The organism is Jhaorihella thermophila (genome assembly GCF_900108275.1).
GTDB classification, from domain to species: Bacteria; Pseudomonadota; Alphaproteobacteria; order Rhodobacterales; family Rhodobacteraceae; genus Jhaorihella; species Jhaorihella thermophila.
Map to the genome: position 1 here is coordinate 409,075 of NZ_FNVD01000001.1, position 15,024 is coordinate 424,098.

The following is a 15,024-nucleotide window of genomic DNA, read 5'->3' on the forward strand; positions in this document are numbered from 1 at the left end:
GGGGCGACGTGGTGCGGGAGGGGGGCCAGCCCCCCTCGGCCTGCGGCCTCACCCCCCGGGATATTTCGGGCAAGAGGAAGGACCGGGCGGGGGCGCGTCATGGGAGCTGAGACGCTGGGGGTCATCCTTGCGGGCGGGCGCGCGACCCGCATGGGCGGTGGCGACAAGGGGTTGCTGCCGCTGGGCGGGCGGACGTTGCTGACCCATGTCATCGACCGGATCCGGCCGCAGGTGGCCGGGCTTGCGCTCAATGCCAATGGCGAGCCGGCCCGGTTCGCCAGCTTTGGCCTGCCGGTGATCCCGGACACGATCGAAGGTCACCCCGGCCCGTTGGCGGGGGTGCTGGCGGGGCTCGACTGGGCCGCCGGGCAAGGGGCGAGTTGCCTCGTCACCGTGGCCGCCGATACGCCGTTCTTTCCCCGCGACCTGGTGGCGCGTCTGCAGGAGGCCGCGCAGGGCATGGCGCATCCGCTGGTGCTGGCCACCACGCCACGCGAAGGCGGCGAGGCGCTGAAATCGGGAGGGCGGCGGGGGGTGAACCGGCACCCGACCTTCGGTCTCTGGCCGGTGGCGTTGCGCGACGATCTGCGTGCGGCCCTGAAGGCCGGGCTGCGCAAAGTGGTTCTGTGGACCGACGCGCATGACGGGCGCGAGGCGCTGTTTCCGGTCGGCCGGATCGATCCCTTTTTCAATGTCAATACGCCCGGCGATCTGGAGCGTGCCGCGGCGATGCTGGAGGAACAGTTGTGAGAGTTTACGGCGTCGTCGGCTGGAAGAATGCCGGCAAGACCGGGCTGATAGAGCGGCTGGTGCGCGAGATCACCGGCCGGGGGATCACGGTTTCTACGGTGAAGCATGCCCATCACACGTTCGACGTGGATCACGAGGGCAAGGACAGCTGGCGCCACCGCGTGGCCGGGGCGACCGAGGTGCTATTGGCCTCGCGCAACCGTTTTGCGCTGATGCACGAGCTACGGAACGAGGATGAGCCGCGTCTTGAGGATTTGCTGGCCCGGCTGGCCCCGGTCGATCTGGTGCTGATCGAGGGCTACAAGCGCGACAGCCATCCCAAGGTCGAGGCCCACCGCAAGGCGACTGGCAATCCGCTGATCGCGCCGGGCGATCCCACTATCCGCGCCGTGGCCAGCGACGAGCCGATGGATCTGGATCGACCAGTTTTCGACCTCGACGACACGGTGCGGATTGCCGATTTCATCCTGTCCGAAGTGGGGCTGTGAGGGGCCATGATCGAGCCGCCGCCGCTGAAGAACGACTGTTTCGCACTGCCGCCGGGGGTGAACTGGACGCCGGTAGACGAGGCGCTCGCGCTGCTGCGCGACAGGTTGCACCCGGTGACGGGGGAGGAATGCGTGCCGTTGCAGGCCGCGCTCGGCCGGGTTCTGGCGCGTGACGTGGTGGCGCGGCGGTCGAACCCGCCCCGGACCAACTCGGCCGTCGATGGCTATGCGCTGGCCGGACCGGTGGCCGAGGGCAGCCACGTCCTGCCGCTGGTCGAGGGCCGCGCTGCCGCCGGGGTTCCGTATGAGGGCGTCGTGCCCGCAGGCCAGGCCATCCGCATCCTGACCGGTGCGATCCTGCCCGAGGGCGTGGATAGCGTCATCATGGAAGAGGACGTCACCGCCGAAGGGGGCGAGATCGCCTTTCGCGGCCCGCTGAAGAGGGGCGCGAATGCCCGTGCCGCCGGCGAGGACGTGGCCGAGGGGGCCGTGGCCCTGCCCGCCGGGCGGCAGGTGGCGCCGCAGGATCTGGCGCTTCTGTCGGCGGTGGGCGTCGCCGAGATCCCGGTGCGGACGCGGTTGCGGGTGGCGGTGCTTTCCACCGGCGACGAACTGGTCGAACCCGGCGCGCCCGCAGGGCCGGGCAAGATCTACGACGCCAACCGCCCGATGCTGCTGGGCCTGGCCGAACGGATGGGGTTCACACCCATCGACATCGGCCGGGTACCGGACGATCGCGATTCCCTGCGCGCGCGGCTGGACGAGGCCGCGTCGCGGGCGGACCTGATCCTGACCTCGGGCGGCGCCTCGGCGGGGGACGAAGATCACGTTTCGGCGCTCTTGCGGGAAAGCGGCGCGTTGCAGGAATGGCGCATGGCGATCAAGCCGGGCCGTCCGCTGGCGCTGGCGATGTGGGATGGCACGCCGGTCTTCGGCCTGCCCGGCAACCCGGTCGCGGCGCTGGTCTGTGCGCTGATCTTTGCCCGTCCCGCGATGGCCGCGCTGGCGGGCATGGGGTGGCCTGAACCGCAGGGCTTCGACCTGCCGGCGGCTTTCGAGAAGCGCAAGAAACCGGGCCGCCGCGAATACCTGCGCGGCCGGGTGAAAGACGGCCGGGTGGAGGTGTTCCGCTCTGAAGGCTCCGGCCTCATCAGCGGACTTTCCTGGGCCGGCGGGCTGGTCGAGATCGGGGACGAAGAACGCCACATCCGCCCAGGCGACCCGGTGCGGTTCCTGCCCTGGGGGGCGTTCGGCCTTTGACATCGGTGGCCGTCGGTGGCCGGGGGCGGACATGTCCTCTCCTGCGGGAGGTGGGCGCGTCGCGGCCCACCATCGCGCGTTCCTTGATCTTTCCGGCAAAAGCTCCAGTCGGTTCGAGATGTGGCGTGGTGTTGGCGGGCGGGAGTTGGGAAATACCCGGAGGCGCTGTTGCGGGCAGAGCGTTCGAGGCCTTTGCGGCGCATAGCCGGGGGCGCAAGTCGGCGCGCGATGCGCTCTGCATGTCGGCGCTTTCGGCTACCCGGCATGACCCCGAGCCGCGGGCCTTCGCCGAAAGGCTCGGGACCGAGGGCAGGCGCTCGAGCAGGCCATCATTGCCGTCGCGCGAAAACTGTTGGCCGTTCTGAATGCAATGATCCGGGAAAACGGACCATAGCGCCCCAGTTGAAGCCAGACTGAAGAACACATGTGTCGGGGCGCGCATTGGGCAGCGCCGATTTCCCTGACGGGCGGCAAACGCACGGTATGGGCAAGGCAGGGGAACCCCTGTAGGGTCGCGCCATGAGCAGCACGACTCTGACCTTTTCCGACGACCAGGCCACCGCCTTCGATATGATCGCCGAGCTTCTGCGCGGCGTCGGGGTGGACATCGAAGACACCCTGCTGACCCCGGCGCGCGACGACGGTGCCGGCGTCATGGCCGTGATCGGCAAGGCCGGCTCGGGCAAGACCCTGCTTCTGGCCGAGCTTTACCGCGCGCTCGAAGCGGCCGGGGTCGAAGTGGTGTCCGGCGACTACGAAGGCCGTCGCCGCCGCGACCGGCGCACGCTCGCGATCCTCGCCCCGACCAACAAGGCCGCCAGCGTGCTGCGGATGCGGGGCGTGCCGGCGACGACGATCCATCGCATCCTCTACACCCCCGTCTACGACCCCGAATACGAACGCATCGCCGAATGGCTGGCCGGCACCGGCGACCGGCCCGAGATCGAGGGTCTGACCGACGAGGCCTTGGACCGCGCCGCCGCCTTCTATGAACGCAACAAGTCGATCCCCGGCGCGCTGGCCGCGGCGGGCCTGCGGGGCTCGGACTTCATCACCGGCTGGAAGCGGCGCGAACAGCCGCTGGATATCGGCTTCATCGACGAGGCCTCGATGCTGGACGACCGCCAGTTCGAGGATCTCAAGGACATCTTCCCCACGCTGATCCTGTTCGGGGATCCCGCGCAGCTGGCCCCGGTCAACCAGTCCGGCGCGATGGTATTCGACGCGCTGCCCAGTCCCCGCAAGCTGGAACTGCACCGCATACACCGGCAGGAGGCCGACAACCCGATCCTCGATCTCGCGCATGCGCTGGCCGACCCGGATCTGGGGTTCGAGGATTTCGAACGGCTGATCGAGGACACCGCCCGCCGGGACGACCGCGTGGTCTGGGGGCAGAGGGTCGAGGTGGACCTGATGGCCCGCAGCCCGGTTCTGGTCTGGCGCAACGCGACGCGGGTGCGGCTCATCAACGCCTTCCGAACGGTGCACGCGGCGCCCGAAGATGCGCTTCTGCCCGGTGAGCCGCTGATCTGCGACGGGATCGAACTGCCGCTGAAGCACCGCAAGAAGCGGCTCGATCTCGAGGCGCGCGGCCTCATCAAGGGGGCGCAGGTGGTCTATCTCGGCCCCGGTTCGCGCGCGGGCTTTGCCCGGCTGCATGTGATCGGCGCCGAGGATCCCCAGGTCAGCGCCGCCTCGATCATCAAGATCGAGAAACCGGACGAGGAAGAACCCTTCATCCCCCAGGCCGCCCGCATGGGCGCCACCTTTCTGCACGGCGCGGCGGTGACGATCCACAAGGCGCAGGGGTCGCAATGGGATACGGTGCAGGTCTTTGCCCCCGACATCTGGGCGGCGGCGCGGATGGGCCGGGTCGAGGCCGGCCAGCCGCTGTGGAAACGCCTGGCCTATGTCGCGATCACCCGCGCGCAGGATCGGCTGATCTGGGTCGTGCGCAATCGGCTGTCGAAGCCCTCGCATCCGCTGCGGGTGGACGACCTGCGCGCGCGGCCCGCCGCGGCCCTGACGCTGGAGATGCAGGAAGAGGGGTGATCAGCTGTTCTTGAGCAGCCGGAACGCGGTGGAGGCACCCCAGCCGGCGGCGATGGCGATGGCCAGCGCCATGATGCCATAGACCATCGGCCGTTCCCGCGACAGGGTGAACAGGACCCGTTCCAGCCCGACCTTGCGCACGTCGATCACGGTTTCATCGCTGGACACGACCCGCCCCCCCCGGGTCAGGAAGATCCGAATGTGGTAGTCGCCTTCGGTCAGGTTGGCCGGCATGTCGATCGCGGTGCGAAACAGGGTCTGTTCGTCAAAGGCCACCTTGCCCTCGAGCGTCTGATACAGCCCTTGCGCCGTGCGAATGCGGATGACGGCCTCGGTGAAGCTCTCGCTGTCTTCGATCGCCATCGGGGCCCCGACCGAGCGGATGGCGTGGTCTACCGTGACCTTGTGGCGCAGGTTCTCCGTTTCGCTGATCGCTTCGTGCATGGGGGCCGAGGTCGCCACCGCATAAAAGACGGGGGCGGCGTCCACCTCCACCGTGTCGGTATTGACCCAAATGATCCCGTTCCACTTGGACTTGCGCCGCACCACGACAGGGTGCGACGGACCGGCCACGGTAATCACCACCTGAAGCGGGTTTTCGGTGTCGATCGGCTCTTCCCGCTTGACCGCGCCGAAGATCAGGATGTTGGAACCGTCAAAACGGGTGGTGATCGACACCTTATCCTTCGACAGGCCCAGAACGACTTCTTCCTTCGCCAGGGTCAGCGACGGAACGAGAAGCAGAAGAATCAGGAGCAGGAGGCGCATGGCTCAGTGACCTCCCGGCGCGCCGAGCGTGTAAAGCTCGGACGGTTGCAGCAGAAGGTCCAGCGCCAGCTTCAGGCAGACGGCAATGACTATCAGAGCCAACAGGATGCGCAGCTGTTCGGCCTTCATCCTGACCCCGATCCGCGTGCCGATCTGGGCTCCCACCACGCCGCCGATCAACAGCAGCAGCGCCAGCATGATGTCCACGGTAAAGTTCGTGGTGGCGTGCAGCATGGTGGTAAATGCGGTCACCAGGATGATCTGAAACAGCGAGGTGCCCACGACCACCTTGGTCGGCATGCCGAGGATGTAGATCATCGCCGGCACCATGATGAAGCCGCCCCCCACGCCCATGATCGCGGCCAGGATGCCCACCGCCATGCCCACGAGAATCGGCGGAATGACCGAGATATAGAGCCCGGAGGCGCGAAACCGCATCTTCAAGGGCAGGGCATGCACCCAAGTCCGTTGCCGCCGACGAGGGGCGGGGGCGCCGCCGGCCTTGCGCGCCTTGCGAATGGCATTGAGGCTTTCGACGAACATCAACGCGCCGACCACGCCCAGGAACACGACGTAGCAGAGCTTGACCAGCAGGTCGACCTGGCCGAGGCTCTTGAGATAGTTGAAGATCACAAGGCCAAGAGCAGCCCCCATCAGACCGCCGGCCTGCAGCACCAGCCCCATCTTGATATCGACCGTCTTGCGTCGGAAATGGGCAAGAACGCCGGAAAAGGACGAGGCCACGATCTGCGCCGCTTCGGTCGCGACGGCGACCGCCGGCGGGATGCCGATGAAGAAAAGAAGCGGCGTCATGAGGAATCCGCCACCGACGCCGAACATGCCCGAAAGGATGCCCACGATTCCGCCCAGACCAAGCAGAAGGTAGGCGTTCACGGAGACTTCGGCGATAGGTAGATAAATTTGCATATGTTTATCTAACCTAGGGTCAGGCACCGATCAACGGCTAATCTGTTGCGGAAGGTTGCGACACCGACCGTCTCGATTTCAGTGCCGACCGGGTGCAGACAGAACATAGATATTCCCCGGCTCCATCATCAGGTCCAACGCCAGTTTTCCGCAGACTAGCATAACAAGGGCGGCCAGCAAGACGCGCAGTTGCTCCGCCTTGAGTTTGAGTCCGATCCGGGTTCCGAACTGTGCGCCGATCACGCCGCCGATGATGAGATAGAGCGCCAGCATCACGTCCACGGTCTGGTTCGCCGTGGCGTGCAGCATGGTGGTGAAGGCGGTGACAAAGATGATCTGGAACAACGACGTTCCGACGACGACCTTGGTCGGCATGCTCAGCAGGTAGATCATCGCCGGCACCATGATGAAACCGCCGCCCACGCCCATGATCGCCGCCAGAACGCCGACCGACAGGCCAACCAAAAGCACCGGAATGACCGAGATATAGAGCCCCGAGGCGCGGAACCGCATCTTCAGGGGCAGGGCATGGACTCAGTTGTGGCGCCGCCGTTTGGCCGGCGGTCCGCCGGCTTTTCGGGCCGTGCGCAGCGCGTTTGCGCTTTCGACGAACATCAGTCCGCCGATAATGCCCAGGAATACGACATAGCACAGCTTGACCAGCAGATCGACCTGCCCGAGGCTCTTCAACCAGTTGAACACGAAGACCCCGAGCCCCGATCCGGCTAGCCCCCCGATCAACAGCACCGTGCCCATGGTCAGGTCTACGGTCTTGCGCTTGAAATGGGCAAGCAGCCCGGAAAACGAGGACGCCACGATCTGGTTGGCGCCGGTGGCGACGGCAACAGCTGGCGGCACGCCCACCATGAAAAGAAGCGGCGTGATGAGAAACCCGCCGCCAACACCGAACATTCCCGACAGAACGCCCACGATCCCGCCGATGCCCGGCAGGACGTAGGTGTTCACCGAGACTTCCGCGATAGGAAGATAGGTCTGCATGGCGCTTCCGATATTTCACATTCGCGGAAAGCAATATGAATTTCCGGCCTCCGCCTTGCCATCAGACGGCCTTTTGCCGGATGGGCAATGGCGGTCCTCGGTCACCGGGGATCGAAAACCGCGTCTGCCTGCGGCGGCCGGTGTCCTACAGGTAGTCCACGCACTCGATGAGTTTCTGCATCGTTGCGCGTGATCCCGCCAGCGACCACTGCCCCATGCGCTGGCCGGACCGATGGTTCAGGCGGATCACGTTGCCGCGGGCGATCTCGAGCAGGAACCTGGTCGAGGGATCGCCGCCGGGCAGGGTAAAGATCACGCTGTTTTTGTAGAGGTTGGCGCTGTTCAGGTTCCAGCCCGCACGCCGGTCGATGCGCGCCACGACATCGCCCGTGGTATTGCCGAACGCCCACATGTCGGAAAAGAACTGCAGCTTGACCGTCTGGCCATCGGCCCAGATCGCAAAGGTGGTTCCGTTGGACGGCCGCACCTGGGCGATGCAGGACAGCGTGCCGTCGTCAAAGGCGGCCACCCTCAGCTCCCACGCCTTGTGGCGAAAGACGACCCTAGAATCGCTGGCCTGTGCCGGAACAGAGGTCAGCGCGATGAAGACAACAAGAAACGCGCTCAGAACGAACCGCATATTCCACATCCCCTTTCTGAAAGAATTCAACTAGCCAAGTCGGGCCAGCGTGAACCGGGGGGGCGAGGCTGTCAATGACGCGGTGCCGGCCGGATCGGATTCGTGAACAATCCGTGTCCGGCCGGCGGGTTTTCTCAACGCTCCTTCACATAGGGCTCGCCACCCGCGCGCGGCGGGATCGCCTTGCCGACGAAGCCGGCCAGGATCACCACCGTCAGGATGTAGGGCAGGGCGTCCATCGCCTGCACCGGGATCGAGATCCCGCCCAGGTCGATGTTCTGATAGCGCAGCGCGATCGCCTGCAGCAGCCCGAACAGCAGGCAGGCCCACATCGCCTGCCAGGGTCGCCACTTGGCAAAGATCAGCGCCGCCAGCGCGATGAAGCCACGGCCCGCCGTCATGTCCTTGACGAACCCCGCCTGCAACGCGGTAGCCAGATAGGCCCCGGCAATGCCGCAGAGCACGCCGCAGATCATCACCGCCGCATAGCGCAGGCCGATCACCGACACCCCCGCCGTGTCCACCGCCGCGGGGTTCTCGCCAACCGCGCGCAGGCGCAGGCCAAAGCGGGTGCGGAACAGCAGCCACCATGTGGCCGGCACTGCGAGGAAGGCGACATAGACGAGGATGGAATGGCCCGAGATCAGTTCGGCATAGACCGGCCCCAGCACGGGCACGCCGCTCAGCGTCTGCGCCAGCGGCAGCTCGACCGGGGTGAAGCGGCCGGCGCCGATCAGCGCCGGCGTCCGCCCGCCCTGCTGGAACCAGTCCTGCGCGATCAGCACCGTCATGCCGGCGGCGAGGAAGTTGATCGCCACGCCGGAAATCAGCTGGTTGCCGCGGAAGGTGATCGAGGCCAGCCCGTGCAGCAGGCTCAGCGTCAGCGACGCGGCGATGCCTGCCAGCAGGCCCAGCCAGACGCTGCCGGTGATCGCCGCAAGGGCGGCGGAAAAGAAGGCTGCCGCCAGCATCTTGCCCTCGAGCCCGATGTCGAAGATGCCCGAACGTTCCGAATAGAGCCCCGCCAGACAGGCCAGCAGCAGCGGCGTGGCCAGACGCACGGTCGAATCGAGGACCTGGATGATGGTGTCGAAATCCATGATCTACTCCGTCGGCTGGGTGGGCTTGCGTTCGGGCAGGGGCGCGCCTTCGCCCATGTCGCGGCGGCGGTTGCCCAAGGCGAGAAACAGCCGTTCCAGCGGCATCCGCACCATGTTGTCCAGCGCCCCGGTGAACAGGATCACCAGCGCCTGGATCACCACGATCAGCTCGCGCGGGATGTTGCTCCACAGCGCCAGTTCCGCGCCGCCCTGAAACAGGAACCCGAACAGCAGCGCGGCCAGGAACACCCCGAACGGGTGGCTGCGCCCCATCAGCGCCACCGCGATGCCGATGAAGCCCGCGCCCTCGGTCGAGTTCAGCACCAGCCGTTCGGCCTCGCCCATCACGTTGTTGATCGCCATGAGCCCGGCCAGAGCGCCGGATATCAGCATGGCGATCATGGTGATGCGAAACGGCGAGATGCCGGCATAGCGCGCGCCGGTTTCCGAATGGCCATAGGCGCGAATCTCGTATCCCAGCCGGGTGCGCCAGATCAGCGCCCAGACCAGCACGCAGGCGGCGATGGCGACCAGAAGGCTGACATTGGCCGGGGCCGACTTGGAAAAGCCGATGCCCAGCGGGGCCAGCAACTCATGCAGGGTCGGCAGGTGGACAGCAGCGGGGAACCGTTCGGTGGCGGGGTCCATCGACCCTTCGGGCCGCATCACGTTGACCAGCATGTAGTTCAGCAGCGCGGCCGCGATGAAGTTGAACATGATCGTGGTGATCACGATATGGCTGCCGCGCCGCGCCTGCAGATAGGCCGGGATCGCCGCCCAGGCCGCGCCGAACAGCATCGCGGCCACACCGGCCGCCAGCAGAGCGATGCTCCAGTGCGGCCAGGGCACGTAGAGGCAGGCCATCGCCACGCCGAGCCCGCCCAGCATCGCCTGACCTTCGCCGCCGATGTTGAACAGGCGCGCATGAAAGGCCACCGCCACCGCCAGCCCGGTGAACATGAAGTTGGTGGCATAGTAGAGCGTGTAGCCCCAGCCATAGGTGGACCCCAGCGCACCGTCGAACATGATCTTGACGGCGGCGATCGGGTCTTCGCCGATGCCGAGGATCACCAGCGCCGACAGGATCGTCGCCAGCAGCAGGGAAATCAGGGGGATCAGGACCACATCGGCCCATTTGGGCATCTTGTCCATCTCAGGCGGCCTCTCCGCTCATGCCGGCCATCAGCAGGCCCAGTTCCTTTTCATCCGTCTCCTGCGGCAGCCGTTCGCCCATGATGCGGCCGTCGAACATGACCGCGATGCGGTCGGCCAGCGACAGGATTTCCTCCAGTTCGACCGACACCAGCAGCACCGCGCGTCCGGCATCGCGCAGGGCGACGATCTGCTTGTGAATGAACTCGATCGCGCCGATATCCACGCCACGCGTGGGCTGACCCACCAACAGCAGGTCGGGGTTGCGCTCGATCTCGCGTGCAACGACGATCTTCTGCTGGTTTCCGCCGCTGAAATTCCGGGCGCTCAGCCACGGATCGGCGGGGCGGATGTCGAATTTCTCGATCTTCCGTTCGGTGTCGGCCCGGATCGCGGCATTGTCCATCAGCAGCGCGTTGCGCTGATAGGCCGGGTCGTGGTGATAGCCGAAGGCGACGTTCTCCCACGCGTGGAACTCCATGATGAGCCCTTCGCGCTGGCGGTCCTCGGGCACATGGGCGATGCCGGCAGCGCGCCGCGCCTGACCGTCCGCGCCGCGCCCGTGCAGCGGCAATGCCGCGCCGTTCAGCCGGATCGTGCCCGCGCCGGGACGCATGCCGCCCAGCACCTCGAGCAGTTCGGACTGGCCGTTCCCGGCCACGCCCGCGATGCCGAGGATTTCGCCCGCACGCACGGTCAGGTCGATGCCCTTGACGCGCTCGACCCCCTTGTCGTCCCTGACCCGCAGGCCCTCGATTTCCAGCACCGGCCTGCCCGGCCGGGCCGGGGCCTTGTCCACCCGCAGCAGAACCTTGCGGCCCACCATCAGCTCGGCCAGCTGTTCGGGGTTCGTCTCGGCGGTGCGCACCGTGGCGGTCATCTGCCCGCGCCGCATCACGCTGACGGTGTCGGTCACATCCATGATCTCGCGCAGCTTGTGCGTGATCAGGATGATGGTCTTGCCCTCTTCCCGCAGACGCCGAAGGATTCGGAACAGCTGGTCGGCTTCTGCGGGCGTCAGCACGCCGGTCGGCTCGTCCAGGATCAGGATGTCGGCATGGCGATAGAGCGACTTGAGGATCTCGACCCTCTGCTGCATGCCCACGCCGATCTCCTCGATCAGCGCGTCCGGGTCCACGTCCAGCCCGTATTCGCGTGACAGCTCTTCCAGCGTCCTGCGCGCGCGCGCCAGCGATGGCCGCAAAAGCCCGCCGCCTTCGGCGCCCAGGATGATGTTTTCCAGCACGGTGAAGTTTTCCACCAGCTTGAAATGCTGGAACACCATGCCGATACCGGCGGCGATCGCGTCCTGACTGTCGTGGATCTCGGTGCGTTGCCCGTTGATCCATATCTCGCCCGCATCCGCCCGGTAGAAGCCGTAGAGGATGCTCATCAGCGTGGATTTGCCCGCGCCGTTTTCACCGATGATTCCGTGAATCGTGCCCGGCGCCACCGACAACGAGATGTCGCGGTTCGCCTGCACCGGCCCGAAGGCCTTGGATATGCCCTTGAGTTCGATGGCGGGGGGCGTGGTGGCCGAGGCGTTCATGCCTGTTCCCTCCGGCAAATGGGGATGCACGCCCGACGGCATCGGGCGTGCACATGATTTTCAGATCGCTACGCTCAGAATTGCAGAACCGGGCAGGTATCGTCGGTCATGTAGTCATGGACCTTGATTTCGCCCGCGGCGATCTTCGCCTTGGCCTCGTCCACCTTCGCCTTCATCTCGTCGGTGATGAGCGGCGCGTTGTATTCGTCCAGCGCATAGTCCACGCCGCCATTGGCCAGACCCATCACATGGAGTCCGGTTTCCATGTTCTCGCCCTGCTTGAGCACGTCATAGACCGCGTTGTCCACGCGCTTCATCATCGAGGTGAGAACCTTGCCGGGATGCATGTAGTTCTGGTTGCTGTCCACGCCGATCGACAGGATGCCTTCGTCGGCGGCGGTCTGCAGCACGCCCACGCCGGTGCCGCCGGCGGCGGCATAGACCACGTCGGCCCCCTGCGCGATCTGCGCCTTGGTCAGTTCCGACCCCTTCACCGGGTCGTTCCAGGCCGCCGGGGTGGTGCCGGTCATGTTGACGATGATCCTGGCGTCGGGGTTCACCGCCTTGACGCCTTCGGCATAGCCGCAGGCGAACTTGCGGATCAGCGGGATGTCCATGCCGCCGATGAAGCCCACGGTGCCGGTCTTGGAGGCCATCGCCGCCAGCATGCCCACGAGATAGGAGCCTTCATGTTCGTTGAACACGACCGAACGCACGTTGGGCTTGTCCACCACCATGTCGATGATCGCGAACTTGGTGTCGGGATAGTCGTCGGCCACCTGGCTCAGCGCGTCGGCAAAGGCAAAGCCGACCATGATCACCGGGTTCGCGCCGCTTTCGGCGAACCGGCGCAGGGCCTGTTCCCGCTGGGCTTCGGACTGCAGTTCGATGTCGCGGAACTTGCCGCCGGTTTCTTCGGCCCAGCGCTTGGCGCCGTTGAAGGCGGCTTCGTTGAACGACTTGTCGAACTTGCCGCCCAGATCGAAGATGAGCGCCGGTTCGGCCAGCGCCGCGACGGCGGTCAGGGCGACAGTGGCAGCCGCGCCCGCCAGAGATTTCATGAAGGTCATGTGCAAACTCCCGTTTGTTGTTGTGCGGGGCCGCGTGTTCGCGCGGTCCCGTCGGGCGGGTCGAGCCGCCCGGACTGACCAATTTAGGCCGCAGGGCAGGGGGCTGGTCAACCGGTTTTTGCCGCCCTTTGGGCGGAATCGGTCGGGTGACCACGGGGCAGGTCGCAGGTCATGATCAGCGCATTGGCGGGATCGCCCCCCGCGCGCCGGTAGTAGGCCCGGCGCATCCCCGCAGGGGCAAAGCCCTCTGATTCGTAGAGCGCGACGGCCGGCAGGTTGTCCGACGCGACCTCGAGGAAGGCCCGGCGGGCGCCCATTTCGGCCGCGCGGGTCATCCAGTCCCGCATCGCCGCACGGGCGAGCCCCCGCCGGCGATGATCGGGATGGGTGGCGATGGTCAGCAGTTCGGCTTCGTCCACGATCACCCGCACGAGCGCAAAGCTCCGGGCGTTGCCCACGGCAAAGCAGCCTGAATTCTGCAAGAGATCGGCAAATTCATCCGCGCTCCACGGTCGTTCCTGCCGAAAGGCGGCGGCGTGGGTTGCGGCCATCTGCACGGGCGTGAGCGACATCAGTCCAGCAGGATGGGCGGCGCGTCGCGCGGCGGGGCGGCATCGGCGGGCCGGACATAGAACGGCGCGGGCGGGGTCGTGATGTCCTGCCGGTTTTCGGCGGCGATCCGGGCGATCGCCTCGGCCAGCCGCGCCGGATCGGCCTGGGTGTGCAGGATGCGGCCTTCGGCCTGCGCGGCGGCTTCGGCCTGCGCGCACGGCAGCAGTTCGACCTCGCGCGCGGCACGGCACAAATAGACCTGATCGCGCGGGGCGGGGATGGCGGGCAGCGCATCCGGCGCCGCCAGCCGCAGCCGGGCGGCGCAGCCGGTCACACCCACCGCCGGCACGCCCAGTCCCAGCGCCAGACCCCGCGCGGCGGAAACGGCGATGCGTATGCCGGTGAAATTGCCGGGGCCGACGCCAACCCCGATCGCGGCGAGATCGCGCCAGTCGTGGCCGGCGCGTGCCAGCATCTCCTGCAGCATCGGCATCAGCCGTTCTGCCTGTCCCCGGCCCATCTCTTCGGCGCGCGCCTCCAGCAGATGGTCGCCCGACAGCAAAGCGGCCGCGCAATGCGCGGCCGACGTGTCGAAAGCCAGAATCAGAGGATCAGACGCCAACGGGGCGCACCTCGGTCACTTCGGGGATGTAGTGGCGCAGCAGGTTCTCGATCCCCATCTTCAGCGTGAGCGTGGAAGAGGGGCACCCCGCGCAGGCGCCCTGCATGTGCAGATAGACAACGCCGCGTTCGAACCCGTGAAAGGTGATGTCGCCGCCGTCCTGTGCCACCGCCGGGCGCACGCGGGTGTCCAGAAGCTCCTTGATCTGGTTGACGATCTCGGCGTCGTCGCCGCTGAATTCGGCATGGTCGGAGCCGTCTCCCTCCATCACCGGGGCGCCGGACTGGAAATGCTCCATCACCGCGCCCAGGATCGCCGGCTTGATGTGGTCCCATTCGATATCGTCATCCTTGGTCACGGTAACGAAATCGTTGCCCAGAAACACCGCCTTGACCCCGTTGACCGCGAAGATCCGCTTGGCCAGGGGCGACTTGGTCGCGGCTTCCGCAGTGGGAAAATCGGCGGTTCCGACCTCCAGCACGGTCTGGCCAGGCAGGAATTTCAGCGTTGCCGGGTTCGGCGTGGATTCGGTCTGGATGAACATGGAAGATAACTCCGTTGGCTTGGCTTGGATATGCGGGCGGACCGCCGCCAAGTCAAGGTTGCGCGGGCGGGCTCAGGTGATCGCCTCGAGCCGCTCCTTGCTCAGGTGCCCGGGCACCAGCGTGATCGGGATCGGCAAGGTGCCGGAAGCCTTGCTGAGTTGCGTCACCAGTGGGCCGGGGCCGCTCTTGTCGGTGCCCGCGCCCAGAACCAACACGCCGATTTCCGGGTCTTCCTTGATCTGTGCGAGGATTTCGGTCACCGCCTCGCCCTCGCGGATCACCAGTTCGGGGTCCACGCCCTGCCTGTCCCGCATCCACTTGGCGAAAACCTCGAAATGGGCGTGGATTCGTTCGCGCGCCTCTTCTCGCATGACTTCGCCCACGCCCAGCCAGTGGTTGAACTCCTCGGGCGGGATGACCGCGAGTATGGTCACGCCGCCGCCGGTATGCGCCGCCCGCATCGCGGCAAAGCGCATGGCGTTGAGGCACTCGCTGCTGTTGTCTAGAACGACGAGGAACTTGCGCATGGATCGTCTCCCTTTCGCGGGGA

General features: G+C 66.5%; 15 protein-coding genes and 1 pseudogene. 4 read left to right on the forward strand and 12 right to left on the reverse strand.

What is annotated here, in order from left to right; translation table 11 throughout:
* The first annotated feature begins 99 nt into the window (after nucleotides 1-99).
* From mobA to C4S70_RS02015, 4 genes are all read left to right on the forward strand, one after another.
* A complete protein-coding gene (gene mobA / locus C4S70_RS02000) occupies nucleotides 100-750 on the forward strand; it encodes a molybdenum cofactor guanylyltransferase MobA (RefSeq protein ID WP_104006418.1) in 651 nt (216 codons plus the stop codon).
* Nucleotides 747-1,238: a molybdopterin-guanine dinucleotide biosynthesis protein B gene (gene mobB, locus C4S70_RS02005; protein ID WP_104006419.1), complete on the forward strand. Its 492-nt coding sequence runs from the start codon at nucleotides 747-749 to the stop codon at nucleotides 1,236-1,238. The genes mobA and mobB overlap by 4 nt, the downstream gene beginning before the upstream one ends.
* Before the next feature lie 6 nt (nucleotides 1,239-1,244).
* Nucleotides 1,245-2,498 carry a molybdopterin-binding protein gene (locus C4S70_RS02010; protein WP_104006420.1) on the forward strand — a complete coding sequence of 418 codons (1,254 nt, stop codon included), beginning with the start codon at nucleotides 1,245-1,247 and terminating at the stop codon, nucleotides 2,496-2,498.
* 519 nt (nucleotides 2,499-3,017) lie between these two features.
* Complete coding sequence (locus tag C4S70_RS02015) at nucleotides 3,018-4,550, forward strand: ATP-dependent DNA helicase (RefSeq protein ID WP_104006421.1); 1,533 nt, start codon at nucleotides 3,018-3,020, stop codon at nucleotides 4,548-4,550.
* On the opposite strand, the gene C4S70_RS02020 is transcribed toward C4S70_RS02015, so the two are convergent.
* The 12 genes and pseudogenes from C4S70_RS02020 to C4S70_RS02075 all read right to left on the reverse strand — a co-directional run bounded on the left by C4S70_RS02020 (nucleotide 4,551) and on the right by C4S70_RS02075 (nucleotide 15,001).
* Nucleotides 4,551-5,318, reverse strand: a complete 768-nt coding sequence (locus C4S70_RS02020) for a TIGR02186 family protein (protein WP_104006422.1) — start codon at nucleotides 5,316-5,318, stop codon at nucleotides 4,551-4,553.
* Nucleotides 5,319-5,321: 3 nt separating this feature from the next.
* Nucleotides 5,322-6,245, reverse strand: coding sequence for a sulfite exporter TauE/SafE family protein (locus C4S70_RS02025; protein ID WP_104006423.1), 924 nt, complete (start codon nucleotides 6,243-6,245; stop codon nucleotides 5,322-5,324).
* Nucleotides 6,246-6,323: 78 nt separating this feature from the next.
* Nucleotides 6,324-7,244 (reverse strand): annotated as a pseudogene (locus C4S70_RS02030) (sulfite exporter TauE/SafE family protein).
* 145 nt (nucleotides 7,245-7,389) lie between these two features.
* Nucleotides 7,390-7,884 carry a hypothetical protein gene (locus tag C4S70_RS02035; RefSeq protein WP_104006424.1) on the reverse strand — a complete coding sequence of 165 codons (495 nt, stop codon included), beginning with the start codon at nucleotides 7,882-7,884 and terminating at the stop codon, nucleotides 7,390-7,392.
* Between the two features lie 134 nt (nucleotides 7,885-8,018).
* Nucleotides 8,019-8,984 carry an ABC transporter permease gene (locus tag C4S70_RS02040; RefSeq protein WP_104006425.1) on the reverse strand — a complete coding sequence of 322 codons (966 nt, stop codon included), beginning with the start codon at nucleotides 8,982-8,984 and terminating at the stop codon, nucleotides 8,019-8,021.
* 3 nt (nucleotides 8,985-8,987) lie between these two features.
* Entirely contained in the window at nucleotides 8,988-10,136 is a 1,149-nt protein-coding gene (locus C4S70_RS02045; RefSeq protein WP_235003642.1) for an ABC transporter permease, read from the reverse strand.
* A gap of 1 nt (nucleotide 10,137) precedes the next feature.
* Nucleotides 10,138-11,685, reverse strand: a complete 1,548-nt coding sequence (locus tag C4S70_RS02050) for an ABC transporter ATP-binding protein (RefSeq protein ID WP_104006426.1) — start codon at nucleotides 11,683-11,685, stop codon at nucleotides 10,138-10,140.
* Nucleotides 11,686-11,759: 74 nt separating this feature from the next.
* Nucleotides 11,760-12,755 carry a BMP family lipoprotein gene (locus C4S70_RS02055; protein ID WP_104006427.1) on the reverse strand — a complete coding sequence of 332 codons (996 nt, stop codon included), beginning with the start codon at nucleotides 12,753-12,755 and terminating at the stop codon, nucleotides 11,760-11,762.
* A 107-nt stretch (nucleotides 12,756-12,862) separates the two neighbouring features.
* Entirely contained in the window at nucleotides 12,863-13,327 is a 465-nt protein-coding gene (locus tag C4S70_RS02060) for a GNAT family N-acetyltransferase (RefSeq protein WP_235003643.1), read from the reverse strand.
* The gene (gene tsaB, locus C4S70_RS02065; RefSeq protein WP_104006428.1) at nucleotides 13,327-13,929 is read right to left on the reverse strand and encodes a tRNA (adenosine(37)-N6)-threonylcarbamoyltransferase complex dimerization subunit type 1 TsaB; all 603 of its coding nucleotides are present in this window, start codon (nucleotides 13,927-13,929) and stop codon (nucleotides 13,327-13,329) included. Before tsaB ends, C4S70_RS02060 begins: the two co-directional genes overlap by 1 nt.
* Nucleotides 13,919-14,473, reverse strand: coding sequence for a NifU family protein (locus C4S70_RS02070; protein WP_104006429.1), 555 nt, complete (start codon nucleotides 14,471-14,473; stop codon nucleotides 13,919-13,921). The genes tsaB and C4S70_RS02070 overlap by 11 nt, the downstream gene beginning before the upstream one ends.
* A gap of 72 nt (nucleotides 14,474-14,545) precedes the next feature.
* A complete protein-coding gene (locus C4S70_RS02075; RefSeq protein WP_104006430.1) occupies nucleotides 14,546-15,001 on the reverse strand; it encodes a universal stress protein in 456 nt (151 codons plus the stop codon).
* Nucleotides 15,002-15,024: the final 23 nt, after the last annotated feature.